This window comes from Flectobacillus sp. BAB-3569 (assembly GCF_002270355.1).
In the GTDB taxonomy this organism is placed as follows: Bacteria; Bacteroidota; Bacteroidia; order Cytophagales; family Spirosomataceae; genus Flectobacillus; species Flectobacillus roseus.
Window position 1 is genome coordinate 145,078 of record NZ_NJFZ01000017.1, and the last position, 24,323, is coordinate 169,400.

Annotated in this window: 29 protein-coding genes and 2 tRNA genes; 19 read left to right on the forward strand and 12 right to left on the reverse strand. The window is 36.3% G+C overall.

Features of this window, described 5'->3' with window-relative positions; genetic code table 11:
• Positions 1-39: 39 nt before the first annotated feature.
• Positions 40-555, forward strand: a complete 516-nt coding sequence (locus BWI92_RS16635; RefSeq protein ID WP_141234814.1) for a hypothetical protein — start codon at positions 40-42, stop codon at positions 553-555.
• Here the strand turns inward: BWI92_RS16635 and BWI92_RS16640 are convergent.
• The 7 genes from BWI92_RS16640 to BWI92_RS16665 form a co-directional block, all read right to left on the reverse strand.
• Positions 550-789, reverse strand: coding sequence for a hypothetical protein (locus BWI92_RS16640; protein WP_095164511.1), 240 nt, complete (start codon positions 787-789; stop codon positions 550-552). The two genes, BWI92_RS16635 and BWI92_RS16640, sit on opposite strands and share 6 nt — an antisense overlap.
• An 18-nt stretch (positions 790-807) precedes the next feature.
• A complete protein-coding gene (locus BWI92_RS27035) occupies positions 808-1,092 on the reverse strand; it encodes a hypothetical protein (RefSeq protein ID WP_141234815.1) in 285 nt (94 codons plus the stop codon).
• Positions 1,093-1,168: 76 nt separating this feature from the next.
• Positions 1,169-1,651 (reverse strand): hypothetical protein, encoded by a 483-nt coding sequence (locus BWI92_RS16645; protein ID WP_095164513.1) that lies wholly within the window; start codon positions 1,649-1,651, stop codon positions 1,169-1,171.
• Between the two features lie 7 nt (positions 1,652-1,658).
• Positions 1,659-2,366 carry a hypothetical protein gene (locus BWI92_RS16650; protein WP_095164515.1) on the reverse strand — a complete coding sequence of 236 codons (708 nt, stop codon included), beginning with the start codon at positions 2,364-2,366 and terminating at the stop codon, positions 1,659-1,661.
• On the reverse strand, positions 2,367-3,002 hold the full coding sequence (locus tag BWI92_RS16655) for a hypothetical protein (protein ID WP_095164517.1): 636 nt from the start codon (positions 3,000-3,002) through the stop codon (positions 2,367-2,369). It lies immediately after the preceding gene.
• A gap of 2 nt (positions 3,003-3,004) precedes the next feature.
• A complete protein-coding gene (locus BWI92_RS16660) occupies positions 3,005-3,430 on the reverse strand; it encodes a hypothetical protein (protein WP_141234816.1) in 426 nt (141 codons plus the stop codon).
• A complete protein-coding gene (locus BWI92_RS16665; protein WP_141234817.1) occupies positions 3,396-4,406 on the reverse strand; it encodes a hypothetical protein in 1,011 nt (336 codons plus the stop codon). Before BWI92_RS16665 ends, BWI92_RS16660 begins: the two co-directional genes overlap by 35 nt.
• A gap of 146 nt (positions 4,407-4,552) precedes the next feature.
• Here BWI92_RS16665 and BWI92_RS27375 point away from each other — a divergent pair, with 146 nt between their 5' ends.
• From BWI92_RS27375 to BWI92_RS16675, 3 genes are read left to right on the forward strand one after another with little or no spacing between them, the layout of a single operon-like run.
• Positions 4,553-4,720, forward strand: coding sequence for a hypothetical protein (locus BWI92_RS27375; RefSeq protein ID WP_176464460.1), 168 nt, complete (start codon positions 4,553-4,555; stop codon positions 4,718-4,720).
• 36 nt (positions 4,721-4,756) lie between these two features.
• Complete coding sequence (locus BWI92_RS16670) at positions 4,757-5,275, forward strand: hypothetical protein (protein WP_095164523.1); 519 nt, start codon at positions 4,757-4,759, stop codon at positions 5,273-5,275.
• A 48-nt stretch (positions 5,276-5,323) separates the two neighbouring features.
• Positions 5,324-6,025 carry a hypothetical protein gene (locus tag BWI92_RS16675; RefSeq protein WP_095164525.1) on the forward strand — a complete coding sequence of 234 codons (702 nt, stop codon included), beginning with the start codon at positions 5,324-5,326 and terminating at the stop codon, positions 6,023-6,025.
• A 57-nt stretch (positions 6,026-6,082) separates the two neighbouring features.
• On the opposite strand, the gene BWI92_RS16680 is transcribed toward BWI92_RS16675, so the two are convergent.
• Both BWI92_RS16680 and BWI92_RS16685 read right to left on the reverse strand, forming a co-directional pair.
• Entirely contained in the window at positions 6,083-7,261 is a 1,179-nt protein-coding gene (locus tag BWI92_RS16680; RefSeq protein WP_141234818.1) for a tyrosine-type recombinase/integrase, read from the reverse strand.
• A 284-nt stretch (positions 7,262-7,545) separates the two neighbouring features.
• Positions 7,546-7,619, reverse strand: a tRNA-Arg gene (locus tag BWI92_RS16685).
• 526 nt (positions 7,620-8,145) lie between these two features.
• Here BWI92_RS16685 and BWI92_RS16690 point away from each other — a divergent pair.
• From BWI92_RS16690 to BWI92_RS16700, 3 genes are all read left to right on the forward strand, one after another.
• On the forward strand, positions 8,146-9,762 hold the full coding sequence (locus tag BWI92_RS16690) for an ABC-F family ATP-binding cassette domain-containing protein (RefSeq protein WP_095164529.1): 1,617 nt from the start codon (positions 8,146-8,148) through the stop codon (positions 9,760-9,762).
• 70 nt (positions 9,763-9,832) lie between these two features.
• Positions 9,833-10,285 carry a hypothetical protein gene (locus tag BWI92_RS16695; RefSeq protein WP_095164531.1) on the forward strand — a complete coding sequence of 151 codons (453 nt, stop codon included), beginning with the start codon at positions 9,833-9,835 and terminating at the stop codon, positions 10,283-10,285.
• 141 nt (positions 10,286-10,426) lie between these two features.
• Positions 10,427-10,503 (forward strand) — tRNA-Arg (locus BWI92_RS16700).
• 225 nt (positions 10,504-10,728) lie between these two features.
• Here BWI92_RS16700 and BWI92_RS16705 read toward each other — a convergent pair.
• The 3 genes from BWI92_RS16705 to BWI92_RS16715 all read right to left on the reverse strand — a co-directional run bounded on the left by BWI92_RS16705 (position 10,729) and on the right by BWI92_RS16715 (position 14,335).
• On the reverse strand, positions 10,729-11,304 hold the full coding sequence (locus BWI92_RS16705) for a matrixin family metalloprotease (protein WP_095164533.1): 576 nt from the start codon (positions 11,302-11,304) through the stop codon (positions 10,729-10,731).
• A gap of 209 nt (positions 11,305-11,513) precedes the next feature.
• Complete coding sequence (locus BWI92_RS16710) at positions 11,514-13,124, reverse strand: glycoside hydrolase 43 family protein (protein WP_095164535.1); 1,611 nt, start codon at positions 13,122-13,124, stop codon at positions 11,514-11,516.
• A gap of 209 nt (positions 13,125-13,333) precedes the next feature.
• On the reverse strand, positions 13,334-14,335 hold the full coding sequence (locus BWI92_RS16715) for an amidohydrolase family protein (RefSeq protein ID WP_095164538.1): 1,002 nt from the start codon (positions 14,333-14,335) through the stop codon (positions 13,334-13,336).
• 247 nt (positions 14,336-14,582) lie between these two features.
• Between BWI92_RS16715 and BWI92_RS16720 the strand changes: the two genes are divergently transcribed.
• The 12 genes from BWI92_RS16720 to BWI92_RS16775 all read left to right on the forward strand — a co-directional run bounded on the left by BWI92_RS16720 (position 14,583) and on the right by BWI92_RS16775 (position 24,255).
• Complete coding sequence (locus tag BWI92_RS16720) at positions 14,583-15,176, forward strand: HD family hydrolase (protein WP_095164540.1); 594 nt, start codon at positions 14,583-14,585, stop codon at positions 15,174-15,176.
• A 93-nt stretch (positions 15,177-15,269) separates the two neighbouring features.
• Entirely contained in the window at positions 15,270-15,860 is a 591-nt protein-coding gene (locus tag BWI92_RS16725; RefSeq protein WP_095164542.1) for a TetR/AcrR family transcriptional regulator, read from the forward strand.
• Positions 15,861-16,046: 186 nt separating this feature from the next.
• Complete coding sequence (locus BWI92_RS16730) at positions 16,047-16,388, forward strand: hypothetical protein (protein ID WP_229363221.1); 342 nt, start codon at positions 16,047-16,049, stop codon at positions 16,386-16,388.
• Between the two features lie 22 nt (positions 16,389-16,410).
• Complete coding sequence (locus BWI92_RS16735; protein ID WP_095164547.1) at positions 16,411-16,722, forward strand: DUF3817 domain-containing protein; 312 nt, start codon at positions 16,411-16,413, stop codon at positions 16,720-16,722.
• Between the two features lie 41 nt (positions 16,723-16,763).
• On the forward strand, positions 16,764-16,976 hold the full coding sequence (locus BWI92_RS16740; RefSeq protein WP_095164549.1) for a hypothetical protein: 213 nt from the start codon (positions 16,764-16,766) through the stop codon (positions 16,974-16,976).
• Positions 16,977-17,069: 93 nt separating this feature from the next.
• Entirely contained in the window at positions 17,070-17,627 is a 558-nt protein-coding gene (locus tag BWI92_RS16745; RefSeq protein WP_095164551.1) for a dihydrofolate reductase family protein, read from the forward strand.
• Positions 17,628-17,785: 158 nt separating this feature from the next.
• The gene (locus BWI92_RS16750) at positions 17,786-18,625 is read left to right on the forward strand and encodes an oxidoreductase (RefSeq protein WP_095164553.1); all 840 of its coding nucleotides are present in this window, start codon (positions 17,786-17,788) and stop codon (positions 18,623-18,625) included.
• A 33-nt stretch (positions 18,626-18,658) separates the two neighbouring features.
• The gene (locus BWI92_RS16755) at positions 18,659-19,573 is read left to right on the forward strand and encodes an AraC family transcriptional regulator (RefSeq protein WP_095164555.1); all 915 of its coding nucleotides are present in this window, start codon (positions 18,659-18,661) and stop codon (positions 19,571-19,573) included.
• Positions 19,574-19,823: 250 nt separating this feature from the next.
• Positions 19,824-20,525, forward strand: a complete 702-nt coding sequence (locus tag BWI92_RS16760) for a carboxypeptidase-like regulatory domain-containing protein (protein ID WP_095164557.1) — start codon at positions 19,824-19,826, stop codon at positions 20,523-20,525.
• 304 nt (positions 20,526-20,829) lie between these two features.
• Positions 20,830-22,308, forward strand: a complete 1,479-nt coding sequence (locus tag BWI92_RS16765; protein WP_095164559.1) for an outer membrane beta-barrel family protein — start codon at positions 20,830-20,832, stop codon at positions 22,306-22,308.
• A gap of 183 nt (positions 22,309-22,491) precedes the next feature.
• Positions 22,492-22,983 (forward strand): hypothetical protein, encoded by a 492-nt coding sequence (locus BWI92_RS16770; RefSeq protein ID WP_205749666.1) that lies wholly within the window; start codon positions 22,492-22,494, stop codon positions 22,981-22,983.
• A gap of 162 nt (positions 22,984-23,145) precedes the next feature.
• Positions 23,146-24,255, forward strand: coding sequence for a family 20 glycosylhydrolase (locus BWI92_RS16775; protein WP_095164563.1), 1,110 nt, complete (start codon positions 23,146-23,148; stop codon positions 24,253-24,255).
• The last annotated feature ends 68 nt before the right edge of the window (positions 24,256-24,323 follow it).

A 24,323-nucleotide genomic window follows, 5' to 3' on the forward strand; every position in this document is an offset into this window, starting at 1 on the left:
AAATACTCGCCAGTTGTCACATTGGATATTTTAAGTTTTATGTTCGAGAGAGAAATATTCATCAACAACCCTGATATTCTGACGTTATTAGAGGATATATTTATTTTATCCTTAAAAGATGCTCTTGAAATAACTGTAAATTCAGGGCGTGTGGAACAAGTACTTTTAAATAAAGTATTGGGAATAGCGAATGAAAATTCAATACCTAAAAAGCACTCAAAGGGATTGGTACGTAAAATTATTGATGAAATTTATCTTTTCATAATTCAGAAAAATAAGCAGTTTCTAACCATTATTCTTAGTTATGCAGATGATTTCAAAAATCCAACTCTCAATTTGGAAGTTATATATTCTTTAATTTTTAGAGAAGAAAAAGTTAAATCCTTTTTTTACAGTTTTGAACCGCCCCTTGGAGAGGAACTTTTCAAACTGTATGAGATTATTACTGTTGATGCTGAAAATCAAGAACAATTCCAATTTAGTGGGGCAGCTATAAAATCACTTATAAGTATCTATCAAGAGGACAATGAGTACCAAGTCATTCAAAATTCATAAGTTTACCTTAAAAACATCCTTATATATGTAATCAATCGCAGGATAAGGAAGCTTTCTACGAAGTGTAGGATTCATCGGGTCAAAGCCTAACTTTTTTAAGTTTTCACAATGAGCTTCAACCCTCAAACATGAGATTAGGTAGGGAACATCTGCACGGATGTTCTTCTCAGAGCCAGTAGTAATGTTCAAACTCTTACAGATATCTGTGAGTGTTGAGGGTTGAAAACTAATCATAGTGGTTAAGTACTCGTTTTATGATTTTAGAATAGGCGTAAATCCAATATCAAGTTTGGAAACTTCGTCTCTGGTTAAGCCTCCATTTCCGTATCGGGCTTCATTGAGCTTGAGACCCCGACGGTTACAATAGTGCTGCATAGTAGATAGCTCTGTGTTGTGGACAGGTGCTTCAAGGGGATAGGGGTTTCTAAACATACTTGGGTTGATTAGATGTGAACGAGAGTCCTTTCTTTCTGCCAATTGGCAAACTATATACCCTAAAGAAAGGACTACAAAAAGAATGAGCAATAGGTTTAGCATGGTGTTTTCAATTTATGATTTCGTGTTTTCGTCTCCAAAGCCGTTTGCAGGTGGGGACTTGTTGGGTAGAATCTTTTTAGTTTTCATCGTAATTCCTTGCTAATTCAAGGATGGCGTGTTTTGAATCAATATCAAGCTCATCGTATATACTTTTGTCCTTTTGGATGATACTGGCAAGTCTGAAAACATCCATGTTTTCAAATTCCTCAAAGGGCTTATCAAAGTTTTCTTCAACGACCAAATCCAGAATACCTTCGTCAATTCCTACTTGAGATAAGAAAACATCCCGTTTCTCACATGATTTCATGATTACGAATCCAATAGTTGTGTTTTGGGATTCCTGATTGATGTTTTCATGGCTTGGTGCAATCTGTTGGATGTTTTCAATAATGTTTTCGTTCACGTTTTCGTGCTTGTTTTCATTACGTTTTCGTTTCAAATGACCAAAAATCGCTGAAAACGTAAGGACGGTTATTCCCACAATGGCAAAAACAATCAGGATTATTTTGGAGATAAAGCCGTAGTTCCAGCCTTCATCTTCGTCTTGAAGTGCACTCATATAGGTGTTATTTAGGATTGAACTCTAATTTCTGTTTGGCAAATGGAAAATACTCTTTCCCATTGAGCCATTCTACCATGTTTTCATTGCGAATACCGACCCGATATTCCTCTTTGTCAAAATAGCGTGTAGTCCATTTTTGGTTTTCTGGTCGCTTCGTGTTTTCTTTCGCAATATCAAACAACAAATAGCCAATTTCTTTGCGTGGTTGTACCTTATTTGGAAGATCGTTGAAATCATCACTGGTCTCTTTGAGAACCAACATATTCATCATCTTGAGCAAATCGGGTGAAACCTCTGTACCTCCAAAATAGTGAAACTGTAGTAGCAACTCCAGACCGTTATTTTTAGGTGTTTTCAGAAGCTGTTTTTGTGCCTTGGTCATTGCACCAGAGCCAAAGAAACTCCCTGCATCATCGTAAATCACTACCGCATTTTTGACATAATTGGAACAGAAGTAAGAAAACTTGTCATAGTCATCACTTTGGATTTTTACGACTGCATCTTTGGGTAAAGTTTTCTGCAAATCTTCCATTTGAATCACCTTGTTGATGTCACTGTACGAACTATTATTGGAGTGGTCGTAAACGATAATCCGTTTGGGATTTTTACGATATGCACCGACTCGAAAGTCTAATGATAATTCTAGGGCTTCATGGGTTTTACCTGTGTTTCTAGTACCAAAGAAGCCCCAAACATTTCCCTTCTGATTCATCTAGGTGATTTTTTCTTTAATTTTACGAAATACCTTTACGGTGAAATTGGATAAAGCCTCTGGATGGTGAGCGATAAGGCTTGAACTCATCATAATGACCAAATCTCTAATCATGGAAGATTTTGAAGGCAATCGGTATTTTCCTTCACGAGCTTTCTTTTTGAGGTCTTCCAAAATGACTGTTTTCACAAACTTTCGAATCACATCAGTATCCTCCAGTCCTTCATCGGCTAAGATGTTTTTCTTTTGCTCGACTCTTTTCTGTGCTGACTTTACCTCATCGCTCATTTGAATCTTTCCTGATTCAAAATCTTCAACAAGCTTTTCATCTCCACTTTCGGTCGCCATCTCTGCCACGACATTTCGTAGTACACCCGTACCCGTTTTTACGTAGCTGAAGATTAACTCTGTTTCAAGTTCAGCGTTGCCCTCCAAAATAGAGTTTTCAATCACTGGCACGTATTGAGGTGTAAGAATCTGTGTGGGTGGCTTAAAAGGGTTCTCAAAAATACCCTCTGACACAGAAGGTGCAGGAGGTTCTGCTACTCTTTCAGGGGTAGAATTCAGTGAGGTGAGAATACTATTTCCCGTTCTTAATCCCTCATTTATTTTTCTTAATTCGTCTGCAAAACTCATAGCTACGATTTTACGTGGTTGATTCCTTTCTTACCTAAATAGGTGGTTACCTTAGATAATCCAAGGTTAACGAAAAATGAAAACACCTGCTTTTTCTTGTGTGAAATCAATGTTTTCATTTGACCAATCAGTGTTTTCCTACCTTCCCACTCAATGATAAACTTTTCAAAAACTGGACGCAAAGCAGGTTCAAAATCAATCATTCCGTTTTCACGAAAACATCCTGTTCGGCTTAGGTAGCCTCCAATCAAGTCTAGTTTGATTTCATTGTTGAAAACAGCGTTTTCATAGGCTTTTCGCTTCGCCATAAGTGCCAAGGCATCGTCTGAAAACACTTGAAATTCTTCGTAGGTCATTGCCCCATGACTATGATAACTTACAATGTTTTCATTATCATCTAGGGTCACTGTTGCCAGTATTTGCTTCATAGTTTTCAAAGGCTTCGATGTAGTAATTTTTCAATTTCTCGGTGCTAACTGTTTTCACGGAATACTTTTTCATGAAATCATGGGCTTTGTTGACCATATTATCCAAACCTGCCTGATTAGCTAGTTTAAATCGTGTGATTTCAGCTAAGACAGTATCCAAGTCCTCTGTTTTCAATCGAGCGTTTTCAGACTTCAAAGCTCTGTTTTCATCCCATATTTTTATGAAAACAGGATTGTTTTCAATGTTTTCATGGATGTTTTCAACGTTTTCACGATTAATGAAAACATTGATATCGTTCTGAAGCCTTTTGTTTTCATTCTGTAGATTGATGAAAACAGGTTTTTTTTCAATGTTTTCAGGGGTGTTTTCAACGTTTTCACGATTTATGAAAACATTGATTTCGTCCTGAAGCTTTTTGTTTTCATTCTGTAGCTTTATGAAAACAGGGTTGTTTTCAATGTTTTCAGAGATGAAATCAACGTTTTCACGATTCATGAAAACATTGATTTCATCCTGAAGCCTTTTGTTTTCATTAACCAATTGGATGTTTTCATCCTGGAGTGATTTCAATTGACCATCCAAAAGTTCCTGAAGCTGTGCCATTGCTTGCGCCTCTCTCTCAGGAGTGAGCAAACGTTCGTCGTTTTCATCTAATCCATAAGTCAAACCATTGAAAACGTGCTTTGAAAGTGCCATTTTGGCGATGTTTTCAACGTTTTCATACTCAGGGTTGTCATTTAGCAATGTTTTCACATCCATGATTTCACCATCGTTCAGCTTTAGAACAATCATGTTTTCATTGACCTTAATCACTTTGTTTTCATAACGGTCTTCTATGATTTCATTGACGAAATCACTCACGTTGCCAGATGTTTTCAGCCATTCGGATACCTCTGGACGCACACGGCAACCAACTTGAACAGTGCGAGAACTATTTACTTTGTTTTCATTCATACTCCAAATCTTTGTTTTCATGATGAAATTAGCACCTTATGAAAACATAAATCCAAGGCATGAAAACATACAGCCTAAAATATCCTCATTTATCCTGTTTTCATCCTTTTTCTCCTTAATCAAAAATGATAACTTTGTGAACTGTCAAACTTTAACATACAAATTATATGAGTGCTTCTACAATCGTCAATTCCTCTATTATTGCCCAACTAATGGGATGGTCTAAAAATTATGCACAGAAGAAAATATGTGCTGTCAAAAAAGCGAAGGGATTTGCTTACGTTACAATGGCTGACTGTATGGAAGTCTGGAACGTGTCGAATACTTCTTGTTAAACTTACTCTCTCTAAACCCTCACAATTCTAATATTTATGAAAAAATTACTATTCATATTACTATTAATTTCATTTAGTAGTAAATCACAATACAATAATCTTTTCATTGAAAGTAGAAATATATACTTTGAGAAAATTTATAAATTAGACTCAGTATCACAGGAAAATATTAAATCTAACCTAATCTCAGCCATTCCAAAAATTAAGGACATAACAAACATTCAAGAACACTCTACCTTTATTACCGCTAAACTCAATAGAACACACATAGATTATAAAAAATACGGAGGGAAGTTTTTTTCCACTGCAGCTTTTTTAAACCATCCTTTTTTCTGTGATATTCTGGTTGAATGGAAAGATGGAAGATATAGGGTTACAGCGACGAATATGTTTTTTAATGAAGATGGCTTAGGAAAAATGAATACTTCTGATTTGCTATTGTCAGAAAATGGAGAGGAAATAAATAAAAAAAAACTTGCTATTGAGGCAGGAAAATACATCGAAAACTATCTGTCAGACTTATTTAAAATAAAAGTTTCGGGAAAGGGTTGGTAGTACATTAATATTATAGCTTTCATTTATAAAACCTAAATAATCATTTCAATGAGTGAGACTTTTCTTATTTTGAGTCCTAAGAATGACCAAGCGATTCATGATAATGTGTTTGTTAAAATTAGCAATCATGAAGATGTTAATTTTAATAACTTCAATGTGCAAATGGCTAACAGTTTTAGCCATCTTATTCACGCCTATCGAGAGAATTTAACTGATTTAGTAGTAGAAAGAGGTATATCAAATTTAATAAATCAAGAAACCTTAGATGAAGCTCTTGTTCCGATAAATGCACCTCAAAATCAAATCTTGAACTTTTTTAAAAAATATCTTAATAGGCTTGGAATTGATAGGGAATTGATAATTATAGACCCTTATTTTTTGTCGCCTCGTAGAGGAAATAATAACCATGAGCGTGAATACACACAGCTTTTCAAGGAACTCTTGGTAGATTATATACAAAATATCAGTAAGATTATAATTATTACAACATCCATTCAACGACACATTGATGAAAACTTACTACATTCTATTACTAGCTCCTTAAACGAACTAAACAACAATCTGGAAATAATACATAGAACTTCAGATAATTTTCATGATAGATTTTGGATTTCAAATAACAGAGGAAGTGGAATAGTAACAGGTACATCTTTAAACGGATTTGGAAATAAGTATTCATTAATTGATAGATTAAATGTAACTGATGTTAGAGAAATTATATCCTTTTTGAATAATGAACAACTTATATAATTATTAAATATTAAACAGGAATGGAAGTCTGTTTATCATTCCTGTCTAGTATTAATCCTACTTCAAAAACTGCTTCTTAATAGTTGAATCCTTCACTCTGGCATACCTTGATAGCTGTCTGCTATCTTTCCAGCCTACCATTGCTTGAATCGTACTTTCTGGTATATCAAGCTCATTGATACTATGGTCAACAAAACTCTTACGGGAGGTATGAAAGGTTAGATACTTATTTATCTTTGCCTTTTTGGCGATTTCCTTAATGTATTTATTAAGTTTAGTATTTGACAGCTTTGGGAGTAGGTAAATATCTGAGCCGTAACGTTTGAATATACTCATGGCTTTTTCATTTAGAGGCACTCGCTGTCTAGTATCCGTTTTGTCCCTTCCTAACTTTATCCAGACGGTTTCATCCGAGTCAATGACGATATCATCTTCTGTGAGCGTATTGTAGTCAATAAAGCTCAATGACGTTTCGGCACAAAAACGATAAATATCAAAGGTCTTTCTATGCTTATCAGACAAATCCAAGGCATCTACTTTGTCCATCTCTTCCTGTGTGAGTGATACAGGATCCTTTTCTTTTGCTTTCTCAACCTTATAGCTTTCAATTTTTCGGTCTTGAGTGTATCCTTTAGATACGGCATACTTTACAATCCCTTTAATAAGGAACAAATACTTTTCGATGGTGCTTTCTTGATACTTCGAAATTTTGAGGTAGAATTTAAAGTCCTCCATGAAAACATGGTCTATTTCATCAATAGCTATTTGCTCCAGTTGCTTTTGTACCAGATAGATTCGAATGGTCTGAAATTTGGACTCTCGACTTACTACAGATTGTTTCTTGAGCTTTTCGGCTTTGACCAACAAATACTGGTCTTTGATAAACTCTTTGAATACATCAATGAAGGATGGTACTCGTTTCCCTTTTCGTACTAATCCGTTGGCGACTCTGTGCCTTTCTAAGATTTCGACTGGTCGGATTGGTTCATTGGGTTTTTCAAAACCGATTTGATTGAAGATTTGGGAAAAACGTAGTTCATGGTTGTCCATGAGCTTTTGATTTTTGGCAGCCTCTTTGCCTTGAAAACACTGTTCTTTGGGATTCCATTGTTTGCGGTTTAATTTGATTTTAGTAGAAATTGGAACGGACTTTTCACCATCAACTCGAATTTCGCAATAGATAGTACCAAGGTCTTTGGTTTTACCTTCACGAAACCAATAATAGAAGGACATCATGTTGATAGGGGTGTAACTAACATTTCTAGGTGGTGTTGCAGATTTTTTGACATTTGTAAAAACTATTATATGTGAAGAAATTATAAAAGTTTGATACAAACCAAAAAGTATTCTAAAGCCACGAAAAATAAAAGTGTTAGTAAAATTGTTAGTAAAATTAAAAAAGTGCCTTGGTTGCAAGTAGAGTGGCTTTTTGAGGTATTTCAGAGGATTGCGGAAAATCTGATATAAAACAAAAAAGCGAGCTAAGTAGCTCGCTTGCAATGCCTTAAAAATCTGGGTTGTGGTCTCGTAGGGATTCGAACCCCAAACCTTCTCATCCGTAGTGAGATGCTCTATCCAGTTGAGCTACGAAACCGTTGTATTTGTTACAGTGTCTCTGTGTTTCTGTGATGCAAAATTAGACGATTGTTTTTAAAATCACAAACATTTCAGGAAAAAAAATCTAAAATTTTGCACAAAAACATCATTTTTTCGGCTAATATAGGCTTTTTAGCTTCGTAACATATACAGTAATTATTTATTTTTCAGGAGCTTAATTGAACTGTAAAGATTCACTTACGATTGCAAAAAAAACACAAAAAAAGTTGTTCTTTAAGGGGAAATAAAATCGAATTTTAGTAAAATTCGATTTTATTTCCGTCAAATTCTCTGTCATAACTGGTAAATTTTATCTACAACTCTTTTGTTCTCTTGATTCCAACTACTTCTTTCGCTTTTTAATCAATTTTCGAATCAAAATCACTACATTTCCAAATCTCCCATCTTTAAAATCTGAGTTGTCAGAATCATTTTGTAATTTTGCACTTTGTTAAGATAATAGAGGCAAAAAATGCCCATTCTTTTGACTTTTAACTCATTTTATAATTCTCATATACTAAGGAATGCTTACCGTATCGAATGTATCACTCCGTTTTGGCAAACGGGTACTTTTTGAAGATGTTAATATTAAATTCACTGAAGGCAACTGTTATGGCTTAATTGGAGCCAACGGTGCTGGTAAGTCAACTTTCTTGAAAATTCTCTCTGGTGAATTAGACTCACAAACAGGGTCTGTTTCCATGAATCCAGGAGAGCGTATGTCCATTTTGAAGCAAAATCACTTCGAATATGAAGAGGTAACTGCGCTTCAAACAGTGATGATGGGAAACAAACGCCTATATGATATCATGCTTGAGAAAGATGCAATCTATCTAAAGGAAGATTTCACTGAAGAGGATGGTAATCGTGCGGCTGACTTGGAAGCAGAGTTTGCTGAGATGAATGGCTGGGAAGCTGAATCTGACGCAGGAATGTTGCTAGGAGGATTGGGTATTAAGGAAGATTTACACTACGTTTTGTTGAAAGACTTGAGTGGTTCGGATAAGGTAAAGGTACTTTTGGCTCAGGCACTTTTTGGTGCGCCAGACATCCTTTTGCTTGATGAACCTACCAACAACTTGGATATTGAATCAATCATGTGGTTGGAAAACTTCTTGCAAAACTTTAAAAATACCGTAATCGTAGTATCTCACGACCGTCACTTCTTGGACAATGTGTGTACTCATATTGCTGACCTTGACTACGGAAAGATTCAACTGTACGGTGGTACTTATACTTTCTGGTACGAATCTTCGCAATTGGCTGCTCGTCAACGTGCTGACCAAAGTAAGAAAAATGATGAAAAACGTAAAGAATTAGAAGAGTTTATTCGTCGTTTCTCTGCCAACGTGGCTAAGTCTAAGCAGGCGACTGCTCGTCAAAAAATGTTGGATAAATTGAAAGTTGATGACATAAAACCGTCATCTCGTCGTTATCCATTTATCAACTTCAAACCAGAGCGTGAAGCAGGAGACCAATTATTGACTGTAGAAAATCTTTCGGCGAAGTCTGAAGACGGAACATATTTGTTCAAAGATCTTTCTTTCACGTTAAATAAAGGTGATAAAATGTCGCTGCTTTCTCGTGATTCATTGGCAATTACAGCACTTTTGGATATTCTCACCGGCGAACGTCAGGCAGATGGTGGTGAGTTTAAATGGGGTGTAACTACCACTCAGGCCTATTTACCAAACGATAATGCTAAATACTTTGCAGATGCAAGTTTAAATTTGGTTGACTGGTTAAGACAGTATTCAACAGAAAAAGACGAAAGCTTCATCCGTGGTTTCTTGGGTCGTATGTTGTTTTCTGGCGATGAGGCTTTGAAAAAATGTACAGTATTATCAGGAGGTGAGAAACAGCGTTGTATGTTTAGTCGCATGATGTTATCGGAAGCCAACGTTCTATTGTTTGATGAGCCAACCAACCACCTTGACCTAGAATCAATTACTGCGTTAAACAATGGATTAGTTGATTTTACAGGAACCATGCTGTTTACTTGTCATGACCACCAATTAACTCAAACGGTAGCTACTCGTATGTTAGAAATTGGTCCAAAAGGATTCTTGGATAAGTTGATGACTTTTGACGATTATATCGCTGACGAGAAAGTTAAAGCTCAAAAAGAAACTATTTATTAATATCCCTCGACACGCCTGCAAAAGCAGGCGTGTTTTCTTTAATACATCATTCACAAAAATCCCTGCTCTCATGAAAAATCTACTTATTTGCTTTGCAGTGCTAACGACACTGTTTTCGTCTTGTAAAAGTAATGACAACCCAACTCCAACTAAGACTAAAACAGAATACATTTCTGCCAAAACTTGGATTATCGACAATCTTACAGTAAACGGTATCATTATGTTGTACCAAAAAGGTAATACACAAAACTTGTATGATTTGTCGAAAGTAACATTCAACCTAAATAGCAACGGTACAGTAACAGGTACGGACAATAATGGAACTGCAATAACAGGCGGAACGTGGGCATTTAATTCAGACCAAAGTAAAGTCGTGTTGACGAACGTAACCATTCAAGGTGGACTTGCTCTTTCAGGTGAATTTACGTTAATACAATTGAATGATACAAACTTCGACATTCAAGGAAATGTTTCATATATGGGACAAACTGGTAATGCGGTTGTTAAAATGATTGCTAAATAACAAATTTTACTTCCTTGAAGATTAGTGACTTATGATTTATTTGAAAAAAAATCGTAAAAAATACTTGTTTGATTTGGGATTTTAAAAACATTCTTCTAATTTTGCAGTCCCGAAACACAGCAACGCTGTCAACTCGGAAACGGTTTCGTAGCTCAACTGGATAGAGCATCTCACTACGGATGAGAAGGTTTGGGGTTCGAATCCCTACGAGACCACCAAAAGCGAGTCGTTTGACTCGCTTTTTTTGTTTTTAGCTTCTTTTGTCGAACATACTATCCTTAGCCATTTTTTTCGAAAATTTTAATCTAAATGATTATTTAGGGTATTTCATCGCGTAATGTATAACCGCATATAGATTAATTATTCTCGTATTCTGCTTATTTTTATATTGAGAGCTAATTGCAGTTACTGATATCTTATTTCATCTCGATAATCCCTTTCAATCACAGTTTCCACCCTTTTCCTCTTAAATGCTTTTTACAATCTTTACAAAATTCCTTTTCTTCATTCGTAGGATTTTTGCCTTCTGCATCTCTCATAAAACAATATTTTTGTTTGCAATGGGGCAATCCTTGTGTATGCCCAAGCTCGTGAATGGCAACCTTAAATAGTTGTTCTTGCCTTGCGTTTTTCTCTAATCGAAAAGTTGAGGCGACACAGGCTTTTCCTGGACAATATCCAAGTCCCAAGACTCCAAAATCCTTGTTTGTGCCTTTTGTGGCGCTAATATCCTTACTTGTCAGGCCAATAAAAACAACATCACGAGCTTTGGATTGATTGAGAAATACTAAAATTGAGTCAGCTCTGTAGCGATTTCTCGACTTGTAGAATGTATGCTTGGGAAGGTCTATTTTAGGGCGAACAACTACATTTGGGTAAAAAACTTTTACCTTTTTCTCAACATACTGAATATCCTCTTGGGGAATATCCATAAAAGGCTGAATAGCAATGGTGATAGCAGCTTCAGTTTTGTGGTCTTTTTGAATACAATAAATAAGACCACTGGCACATACGGTCAACAGAAACGCTATTTTAAGGTTTTTCGGAACAGAAGCTTTGAGATAACTCGCTAAGACTCTAATTTATTAAATATACCTCTTACTTATTAATATTTTGGGTATAGTCTCAACCCTTGCAATTGATACATTGATTGCTTCAACCGCAAGAGTTACTTTTTCAGTGCTATCTATTATAGTCAAAGACACAACTCTAAACTCATCAGCGCTCCTTACCTCACAAACAAATATCTCATAAAATCCACATCAATATATCCCTCCTCCTGATGAAGATTATAGTTATAGATGCCTATCCTGTCGCCACGATAACTTCCCCATGTCATTTGACTTTGCCCTCCGAATGAAATATAGTCTTTCCCGTTCAAACTGTACTCATACTGATTAATTCCTTCATAGTTCCATGTTGATTTTAGCCAAATGACTTTGTGAGAAATTTTCGGTCCAACGGTCTCTATATTTTTATAAGTAAATACTAAACTTCTAGTGTCACCTAATTGCTTTATTCCGATATTAGCGATTGAAGTTGTTGAAAAATGTGTTAATCCTGCTTGTTGCCCATTTTTCATATGAGAGATATCGAGCTTGACCACCACCTCACATTTTTGGGTTCTCAAACTGCGTTGGGTAATGGTATTGCCTGCTCTCATTAAAATATCTGTGGTATCTTTAGGATTAATTGGTTGAAAAGCATGGAGACGTAAATACCCTTTTCTTTCTTTCAATGACCATTTGGATGCTCTTGGCTGATAGTTCCATTCCCAATCAGGAGACAAAGTAGTTCCAGAAAAAGAGTCATAGATTTGGTTGGCTAATTTGTGCTCTTTCCGAATAATTGGTTTTGGTGCTGACCACAGCATTGTCCCAATCGTGTCATTGCCAACTTTCCCCATTATTGGCCAGCCATCAATCCATGTAATAGGCAATAAACTTGCAGCTCTTCCCTCCCAATCGCCTGTACCATGGTGTGTAAAAAACCACCATAGTCCATTTTTCAATTGAATCAAACCTCCCTGATTGGGTTCTTTGTCAAGTTTTTTGTTTACATGGTTGAGTTGCTTTATTTGCCAAGGTCCTGAAAGACTTTTGGCTCGCTCCATCATTATCACGCGTCCTTCCTTGTTTACCTCACTAAAATAATGATAATACATTCCATTAATTTTATAGAGCTTATTGGCCTCACTTCCTTGCGATTGATGTATAATTTTATCTGATTCCATGATTAAGCTTTTCCCATCAGGCGTCATCTTAAACAAATGGATATTATATTTTTTATGATTGATTTTGTCCTCCTCAAAATTTGTGGCGATAAAATACAATTGTCCATCATCGTCCAAAAAAGTACAACAATCATCCCAACCCTGAACCTTCCATACTTGATGCAATGGCTCCCAAGGACCTGCAGGATTTTTGGCCGAACTCATAAAGAATCCATCTTCAGGTGTTCCAAAATAGACCCAATATTTCCCCTTGTAGTATCGAATCGAACCTGCCCAAACTCCTTTGCCATAACTATTCATTTTATTCCAATTCAATTCTTGATTGATTCTGGTAAGATCATTCACTACATGACTGATTACTTCCCAGTTTACTAAATCTTTGGAATGCAAAACTGCCATTCCGGGCGAAACTTGTAAGGTAGAAGATATGGCATAAAAGTCGTCTCCTACACGAATAGCATCTAAATCACTAAAATCAGACGGTAATACAGGATTGTGAAAAGTGCCATTTCCTTGATCGCCCCATTTGGCACTAAATTGTGCAAACAGTGGTGTATTGAAAGAAAACAAAAAGAAGCTAATTATAAAAACAATAGATTTTTGCATTGATTCAAGAATTTGGTAATTTATCCTTTAACAAAAATGTGTTAACACACATGAAAGGTTAAAATGATAATTATTACTCAATTCTTCTGAAAGATATGTGCTAAGGTAGAATTTCGTGTGGTGAAATGTGAATGTATTTTTTTAATATCAACACTTTACATTCACAATTCACCACTTACAATTCAATATTAATTCCTAAGTCGTGCACTTTACTTAAACTTACTAGCATCTAAATTGAAAAATCTCACGGCATTATTAAAGAAAATATCACGCTTTTGGTCTTCCGACAAATAGTTGGCACTTTCAATTACTTGAATAGATGTTTCCAACAATTTTGGCCAAATCATAAGGTCTGTTCCGTACAAAATTCTTTTCCCAAAACCCGCTTGTACCAGTCTTTTCAGATAAGCATGGATTTCTTCTAATGGATAACTCCAAATAAAGCCTGCCAAATCGACATATACGTAGGCATTTGCACCCATTAAAGCAATCATTTCGTCGGCCATTGGATAGCCTGCGTGCATTACCCAAATTTTTAATTTTGGATGTTTAGCCAACATATCTTCCAGCAAAAATGGACGACCCAAAGATGCTCGGTATTTCGGATTACTGATATTGATATTGCCGTTGCCGCCCGTACCCATGTGAATACCCACAGGCACGCCCAAGCGCTCAGCAACTGCAAAATATTCGTCTAAACTTACATCACTTGGCGACATACCTTGATATTGTGGAGCCACTTCTCCCATCACTTTATAAAATCCTGCCGTTAGCGAGTCTTCAAAAGCTTTGACGGTCATGTCTTTATTACTACTTATTCCCAATGATGGAATGATACGATTGGGTGCGGCTTTATGCCAATTATGGATCACCCCCGCATCGCCACTCACAATCATGGTCACATTGAGTCGCTCGGCAGTGGCCAATAAAGTTTCCTGCATTTCCTTATCTGTTTTAGCAGCTTTTAAAGGATCTGGACAATCCAAATTAAAAATAGAGGGATTCTCTCCATGATTGTGAGGATCTGCACCAGGCATATTTTTCAAAAACCATGGACAAAGGTCTGCGGTATTGGGACTAGCCTTGAACGCATGTACATGTACGTCGATGATTGGATAGTGTTTTTTGGGAGCCTGAGCGTACAAATGGATTTGGGATGCTAAAACAAACAACACGAATAGCACCTTGGAAATAAGGTAAATATTTTTCATAATGGATAGTAAAATAGTTGAGTAATATATTTCTAATGTCACAAGTTGAGACATTAGACGAATTTATAATATTTTACTTTTATTATGGCAATATTTCCCTGAAAATTACAATAATATTATTCGCTTGAATATTCTTGATTGTACGAACGAGCTTTCAAAAACCGCGAAAAGTCAATTAGCCAATATCCAAATCATCATTCTACACATTGAATGCTTACCTTTGTATACAACATTAAACTAGATCAAGATGATTTCTGATAATTTACTCAAGCAAATTGCCTTTATTAAGGAAATAGATAAGGTTAAGTATATCCAAAGAAAGACAAAGCTTTTTAATAGCGATAGAAACGAAAACGATGCCGAACATAGCTGGCACTTAGCTATAATGGCGGTAGTACTAGCTGAACATTCTAATGAGAATATTGATGTTTTGAAAGTCGTAAAAATGCTTTTGATTCATGATATTGTGGAAATTGACGCTGGCGATACTTTTATTTACGATACGCAAAAAAATCATACCAATACCGATGAGGAAAGGCTGGCTGCAAATCGAATTTTTGGTTTGCTACCGAAAGCACAAGCTGAAGAATTAATTGAGATTTGGGAAGAGTTTGAAGCTGGCGAAACCAAAGAAGCTAAGTTTGCTAAAAGTATGGACAGATTGGAACCGTTATTGCAAAATACCTCTAATAATGGTGGTACTTGGGCAGAGTTTGGGGTAGATTACGACAAAGTGTACAACAAGAAAAAGGTTATTAAAGACGGTTCAGAAGTCATTTGGAATTATGCAGAAAACCTGATTAATGAAAGTGTTGAAAAGGGTATTCTCAAAAAAATATAGATAGCTATTGGGTTGGGCATTCGGTCATTGGGTTATTATTTTTCATAAGCTCAATGACCGAATGTCAAAATCAATAATTTGATTTTACAAACTATGAAGAAATCAGCGGCGACGAGATTAATGATTTTAGAAAAAGCATTTGAATTAATTTATGCAAAAGGTTATCAAACCACCAGCATCGACGATATCATTGCTACCACCAAAGTGACCAAAGGCGCTTTTTATTACCACTTCAAAACCAAAGATGAAATGGGACTTGCTATTATTAATGAACTGGTGAAGCCCCAGTTGACAAGCGGCTTTATGTTAGCTTTTGAGCAAACCGAAGACCCACTCGAAGCGATATATAATTTGATACACCATCTACTTTTAGAAAACGATTTTTTAAAGGTAGAATACGGTTGTCCAGCCGCAAACTTGACCCAAGAAATGACACCATGGCACGTTGATTTTAGTGGAGCGTTACAAGAAATTACGCAACTGTGGAATGTACAAATGGTCGCAGCCATAGAAAAAGGAAAGTTAAATGGCGTAATCAGACAAGAAATAGTTGCATCAAGTGTTACTTTTTTTGTGATGTCAGGGTATTGGGGCATCCGAAATTTCGGTAAATTAGAAAATAGCAAATCTATTTATCTCCCTTATTTAAAGGAACTTAAGAGATACCTCAACGCGCTCCGATAATTTTTTATTCAAAAACATACTAATTAGTATGTTTTTTGAATACCTTTGTTACATCAAACAAATCAAGCGATGTATCAAATTCTTATTTCCTATCACAACCTCATGCGGTGGTTCGTCTTGGCGAGCCTAATTCTAGCTATATATCGGGCATATCGGGGGTATGTCACGAAAGCGATTTTCTCAAAAATGGATAATACCATACGGCATTGGACTGCGACTATTGCCCATATTCAATTGATGATTGGTATGACACTCTATTTCCATAGTCCAATAGTGAAGTATTTCATGCAACATTTCAAGGAAGCCTTTTCTCGACTCGAAATGACTTTCTTTAGCCTTATTCACAGCACTTTGATGCTCGTGGCGATAGTCCTTATCACAATTGGCTCTGCCAAATCAAAGCGACAAACTACTGACTCCGAAAAATTCAGGACTATGCTTGTTTGGTTTTCCGTATCACTCCTACTTATTTTCATGGCCATACCTTGGCCTTTTTCACCATTTTCACACAGACCTTATTTCAGGTAGAACCCTTTTATTTTGATTTCAAATGTTTACATTATTCAAAACAAAACTTGGACGTATACGCATCATCGGTTTCTTAGAGGGATTATCGCTATTGGTGCTCATTTTCGTAGCAATTCCTATGAAACATTTTTTTCATAACCCAACTCTCTCGAAATTCTTAGGTCCGATTCATGGGGCTATCTTTCTGGTATTTGTACTCAATACGATGAGTTTGGCGATTGAACAAAACTGGAAATTCAGAACAACGACTTGGAAAATTATTGTAGCTTGTTTTATCCCTTTCGGCACATTCTATATTGACCATAAAATTTTCAAACACCTCAAAGAGTCATGAATAGATTTAGAGAAAATTGACCATAAACAAAAGCATTAATCATGGTATTTGTTTTTAAAACCAATATTTCAAATCGCTGGCAAACAAGACGCCTTCGTAAGCAATTTGAAGAACAATTGCAAGTCTCATATTCGAGCTTTGATTTGGAAGATTGCGATAAAGTTCTGCGTATCGAAAGCTCATTTGAAGTCACCAATCAAGTCATACAACTCATGCAAGAAAATGGATTTTCTTGTGAAGAACTTGTGGATTAATCCAATCATCATTTTGTCGTATTTACCAGTTAAAATCGACGCAATCAACTTGGTTTATCAGTCATCAGCTATGTAATTTTAAAACAAAAAACTATGAGAAAATTAAAATTACAAATGCAAATTTCTGTTGATGGCTTTGTAGCTGGTCCAAACGGTGAGGAAGACTGGGTTATCAGAGGCGATGATAAACATTGGCAACTCATCAACGATTTGGCAGATAGCTCAGATACAATATTGATTGGTAGAAAAATGGCTGAGGCATTTATTCCCCATTTTGAGAATTTTGCAAAGGAAAATTCCAAATTTGAGTTTGCGCAAAAAATGGTGAATACGCCAAAAGTCATTTTTAGTAAAACGCTCGTTGCTCCCTTTGGAAGCAATACTACTCTCGCAAGCGGTGACTTGGCAAATGAAATTTCGCAACTCAAAAATCAGGCAGGAAAAGATATATTGGTGTATGGTGGTGCAAGTTTCGTATCATCTCTCCTAGCTGGCGGGCATATCGATGAAATGTATTTATTAGTCAATCCCATACTAATCGGTAAGGGTATGCGTATTTTTGATTTGCTTGAAAATCGTCAAAAACTAACCTTAGTAAGCGCTACCCCTTCATATACGGGGGTGACGGCTATGCACTATCAGTTTGGGTAATGGTGAGTTGTGAATTAGGTTACCTAATTTTTCAAAAAAATAACCCTTTTTCAACATTAAAATTCCTCCACACACGATTCAGCTACATCATAGGTGGATTGGGATACTTTTTTGAGGGGTTCATTGAGCAATTTTGCATCAACAAAATAAATAAAACAATGAACACAGAAAAAGTATGGTTTGTAACAGGAGCTTCAAAGGGTTTGGGGCTTGCTTTAGTAAAACAGTTATTACAGGCTGGATATAAGGTAGTGGCAACTACTAGAAGTATACCAGCCCTTAATGCCGAATTGAGCTTTGGCTTAGAACAACTTCTTCCGCTTGAGGTGAATCTGACTGATAGTTTAGACGTAAAATTGGCAATTGAAAAGAGTATTGCACATTTTGGCAAAATCGATGTCATCGTTAATAATGCGGGATATGGTCAATTAGGTACCATCGAAGAATTGACAGATGAAGAGGCTCGACAAAATTTTGATGTAAATGTCTTTGGGGTTCTCAATGTGATTAGACACGCTATGCCGTATTTGCGTGCTCAACAATCGGGACATATCTTCAATATAGCTTCAGTCGGAGGATATGTTGGTGGCTTTGCAGGATGGGGTGTGTATTGTTCAACCAAATTTGCAATGGCTGGTTTTACAGAGGCGTTGGCTGAGGAAGTCAAAGAGTTTGGCGTAAAGGTTACACTGGTATACCCTGGCTATTTCCGCACTGATTTTTTATCAAAAGGTTCTCTTAGAATCCCTCAAAATGCCATCCAAGCGTACAAAGAGGCTCGCGAATCTGAACATGTACATCTCAATGCGATTGCGGGTAATCAGCCCAATGACCCAGATAAAGCTGCTTCAGCTTTGATTAAAGTTAGTAATGAACAAAATCCCCCTGTTCACTTGTTGTTGGGAAAGGATGCCTATGATATGGTTCAGCAAAAAATTGACTTTATGACAAAACAAGTTGAACAATGGAAAGAGGTTTCCATCTCGACAGCATACTAAATCCTCAATTTCAAATTATACCCTAAACTTCAAATGGAGCATACATTTCGTTTTAATACCATCGCAGAATTTCATACATTTTGCCAGTTACCCAACCCCGAACACCCACTGATTAGTTTGATTGACTACAGCAAGGTAAAATATCCTGATTTGGGTGTACAAATGAAATGGATTCAAAATTTTTATACGATCGGATTAAAACGAAATGTCTCTGGAAAGTTTAATTATGGACAAACGCAATATGATTTCAATACAGGTCTGTTAAGTTTTGTAGCGCCACTCCAATGCTTGAAAGTAGAGATTAATCCCCATTTGGAGGTTGAACCTACAGGTTGGCTTTTAATAATTCATCCTGACTTTTTATGGAACACAAATCTGAGTAGCAAAATTAAATCTTACGATTTTTTCAATTATGCTGTCAATGAAGCTTTGTTTATGTCAGACAAAGAGGAAAACATTATGGTTGAAATTCTTCAAAAAATACAAGCCGAATACCAAGCCAACATAGATAGGTTTAGTCAGGATTTAATTATAACTCAACTCGAACTATTATTGATTTACGCTGAACGGTTTTATGAACGACAATTTCATACAAGGAAAAAAACGTCGTTTGAACTTTTGGATAGGTTTGAGCAAATTCTCGATAAATATTTTGCACAGAATGCCTTATCCGAAAAAGGAATCCCTTCGGTTTCTGATATAGCTGAACAACTCCATATTTCTCCAAACTATTTGGGGACAATTTTGAGAATTCATACTACTCAAAACACTCAGCAACATATTCAAAATAGGTTAATAGACCATGCAAAGCAGTACTTGAGTACTACTAATTTATCGGTGAGTGAAATCGCTTTTCAGTTGGGCTTTGAGCATTCACAATCTTTTAATAAACTGTTTAAGCAAAAGACTAAACAAACACCCTTGGAATTTAGGCAGTACTTTAATTAGTTGAATAAGACTTTGAGAAAACTTGACCATTGAAACAAAAGCGTAAAATACGGCTATAGTGTTGCATCAAGAAATATAAATGCCATTTTAAAGAATCGTAGTATTCTATTTAATCCCAGCAGATTCGCCCTTCTGCTGGGATTTTTTGTATTCGCTTGTAACCTATTCAAAAATTCTTGCATCCAAGCATTAAATATCTTGCACCTATCAAAAAATAAAAGCTTACAACTAAACTTAATTCTTCTCAATCATGAAAACATTTTTTTACGCTCTTCTGACTTTAATGACTTTATCTAACTTGAGGGTTCAGGCACAGGGGAAAATCACGGGACAGGTTACAGACAACAAAAATAAAATTGTAGAATTTGCGACCATTACACTTTTACAAGCCAAAGATTCTAGTTTAGTCAAAGGCGCGTTGGCAGATGCTAACGGTACGTTTGAATTTGAAAAAATCAAGTTTGACAACTATTTAATCGCTATTTCTCAGTTAGGTTATCAGAAGTTTTACACGCCAAAATTGACTCTTTCACCAGAAAACCCATCGCTCAGGCTTTCCAATTTGATATTGATCGAAGAATCAAAGGAACTAAACGAAGTAGTGGTTACTGCTAAAAAGCCATTTATCGAACAACAAATTGACAAGACCATTGTCAATGTTGAAAACTCCGTTGTTTCTGCAGGAAATACCGCTATTGAGATTTTGGAAAAATCACCTGGCGTAACGGTCGATAAAGATGGAAATATTTCCCTGAAAGGTAAACAAAATGTCATGGTAATGCTTGACGGAAAACCAACGTATATGTCATCCAGTGATTTGGCAAATATGCTTCGCAATATGCAATCGACCCAGTTGGACAAGATTGAAATTATGACAAATCCACCTGCCAAATACGATGCCGCAGGCAATGCAGGCGTGATTAATATTCGCTTGAAAAAAATCAAAATTTAGGATTCAATGGTTCTGCCAATCTTGGATTAGGTTATGGATTTTATCAGTCATTACCCAAAGAAAATGCTAGTGTAAACCTTAATTACCGCAAAGAAAAGCTTAATATATTTGGCAATTTCTCGGCAAACGACCGCCAAAGTTTTCAATTACAAGAAATTGATAGAAAATTCTTCGAAAACGGAAAAGTAATATCAAGTTTTAATCAGTCGGCAGACGAGAAACGAAGGAATAATTCGTTGGCTTATAAAATTGGAGCAGATTATTTTCTTGATAAAAAAATACCATTGGTTTCTTGTTTAATGGCATGAATGGCAATTGGAACACCGACAGAAATAACCAAACAGCCATCAAAAATGCCATGAATCAATTGGACACTACGTCGGTAACACTAGGAATTATTAGAGATAAATGGGCGAACTATTCCACAAATCTGAACTTCAAGCACGTAATTGATTCTACTGGAAGAGAAATCACCGCAGATTTGGACTATGCTCGCTATGATGCTGATAACTCGATGAAATATCGAACTTCGAAATATGATACTCAGAACATCCTACGTGAAACTCGCAATGAAGATGGTTTAACAGGCTCAAAAATCAATATTTACTCCTTAAAAATTGACTTAATTTATCCCATTAACAAGACTTCAAAATTTGAGGCTGGCCTAAAAAGTAGCTACGTCAACTCGAATAACGATATGCGTTTTGATTTCTTGGTTGGTGACAATAACACGCCTGTGCTTGACCCCTCTCGCACCCGTAATTTTGTGTATAAAGAAAACATTAATGCTGCCTATATCAACTATTCTAAAGAATTCAAAAGGCTAAATATGCAATTAGGATTACGCATGGAAAACACCAACGGACAAGGGACTTTATTGGGAAAAGATTTGCTTGATAGACATTATACCAACTTTTTCCCAAGTATATTTTTCCGTCAAAAATTGGCTAAAAATCATCAGTTGGGGTATTCTTTCAGTCGACGTATCGACCGACCAAGCTATGAGGATTTGAATCCTTTCCTATTTTTCTTGGACCCATATACTTATCAACGTGGCAACGAGTTGTTACAACCTCAATATACCAACGCTTTTGAGGTATCACATACTTACAAGGAGAGTTTTACTACTACTATCAATTATAGCAAAACTGAAGGTGTAATGACTCAAATCTTGGAGCAAAACAATGCGCTAAAGACTACCAATGCCACCAAAATAAATATTGGGTATGTAGAAAATCTTGGGATTTCTTTTTCTTTGCCGTTGCCTATTACCAAGTGGTGGTTTAGCAATTCCTATTTTAATTTGTACAATAATCATTATGTTGGAGATATTCCCAAAACCACCATTGCGGCTGATGGATCATCAACCACTGTTTTTGAACCCTTTAATGCCCGTGCGACTAGCTACACAGCCAATATGACACATCAATTTACCTTACCTCGCAAATATTCGGTGGAATTGAGTGGGTGGTATCTGTCGCCATTTATTGAAGGTCAACTCGCTGGAAATCCGATGGGAGCCGTATCTTTTGGCATTCAGAAAAAAATGATGAATGACAAAGCCTCTGTTAAATTAAATATCAATGATATTTTCTGGACCCAACGTTTTAATGGTGTTTTCCTTTTTAATGATATCGACGTTCAGTTGAGAAACAAATGGGAAAGTCGTGTGGTACGTATCAATTTTTCATATCGTTTTGGAAATAGCAAAATTGCAGGAGCAAGACAGCGAAATACAGGTTTGGAAGACGAAAAAAATCGCGTAAAAAGTGGAGGTAACTAGACTTACGGAACAGGGTATTTGTGGTTAAAATATGTCTTTATCAATACCCTTATTTCTTTTAGTGGGCGACTTAAGACGCCCATTAAAAGAAATAACACTCTATTATACAGCAACTTACAAAACAATTCTGCTTTTTTGTATATTTAGGTAAATGTATCTCTTCATTTCCTAAACCCTACAAATATGATGTTTGGACTTACCTCTCTTGGAATCATTCACACATTAATCAGCCTTATAGCTGTTTTTTCTGGTGCTATTTCTCTTATTAAACTAAAAGAAATCACGTGGAATAATTCAATTGGTAAAACGTATGTTATTACCACAATTCTTACCTGTCTGACAGGTTTTGGCATTTTTCAACATGGTGGATTTGGCAAGCCACATGTACTTGGGATTATTACGTTGGCAGTGTTAGGACTAATTTATCTAGCACAAAAATCGAGTCAACCACTCGGAAAATATTCACCTTATATCGAGAAAATTGGCTATTCCTTGACGTTCTTTTTCCATTTAGTACCTGGTGTAACAGAAACAACAACTCGTCTACCATTAGAACATCCATGGGCAAGTAGTCCAGATGACCCATTAGTGGCAAAATTAGTCGGCATTTGTCTTGTCTTATTTTTGGTTGGCACAACATTTCAAATAATAGCTTTACGTAAAAAACTCTCATAATTTCATTTCCAATAAAGCTCTAGTGTTTAGAGCTTTATTGGTTTATAAACTTATCCTTTCAACTTCTTTTTGCCTACCCTGCCTTATCTGTTAGACATTTGCATGCAGAACTGAATTTAAGCAAATTGCGTACTCAACCCAATTTCTAAATTCAGCTTCATTATGACAAAATTTTCGCGTTTCCTATTTCTATTAATAGGAGTTTTAATCAACTCCACAATATTCTCACAGTCCAAAATAGATAGCTTGATTCCTACTCGCGGTTTTTGTATTACCGCCCCAAAAACTCAGAGAGTCGATGATTTCATCAAATTTATCCAAGAAGAATTGGTGAGCCGTCAAGTAAATACTTTACTGCTTCGTGTAGATTACAACTACCAGTTTGAAAGTCATCCTGAACTTCGCGACCCAGAGGCTCTTTCTAAAAAAGATATCAAAAAATTGGTCAGTATTTGTAAGAAAAACAATATTCGACTTATTCCCCAGATTAATCTATTGGGGCACCAATCATGGGCGAGCACTACGCACAATTTATTGAGAGTTTATCCCGAATTTGATGAAACGCCTTGGGTCAAAATGCCAGAAAAATACGTGTGGCCTAATTCTGACGGTTTGTACTGCAAAAGCTATTGCCCACTTCATCCAAACGTTCATAAAATAGTATTTGAGCTAATGGACGAAATCTGTGATGTTTTTGAAACGGATGCTTTTCATGCGGGAATGGATGAAGTCTTTTACATTGGAGACGACAAATGTCCTCGATGTTCAGGGAAAGACAAGGCAGAATTATTTGCAGGTGAAGTCAACGAAATTAGAAATCATTTAGCACTCAAAAACCGAAAGCTTTGGATTTGGGGCGACAGACTAATCGATGGCAAAACCACAGGTATCGGTATGTGGGAAGGAAGTTTTAACAACACACATCGAGCCATTGATTTGATTGCCAAAGATGTAACTATCTGCGATTGGCATTATGAAAGACCCGACCAAACGGCAGTTTATTTTGCGATGAAAGGATTCAATGTCATTACTTGTCCATGGAGAATGCCCAAATTCGCTGTGATTCAAACACAAGATATGGTCAGATTTCGCCAATCCTCCACAGCGGTGATGAAACCCCATTTTCAAGGAATGATGCAAACAGTGTGGTCTAGTGCAGAATCTTTTATGGACGAGTTTTATGGAAAAAACACTACCAAGCCTACTGAAGAAAACACCTCCGCCAATTGCTTTAGGGCTATGTTTTCGGAAATAGGTCAGTTGGGGAGGTAGGTTAACAATTGCGATTTGAATAGAAATTTTTAACTTTACTCATCTCAATTCACCTAAATAACTTTTAC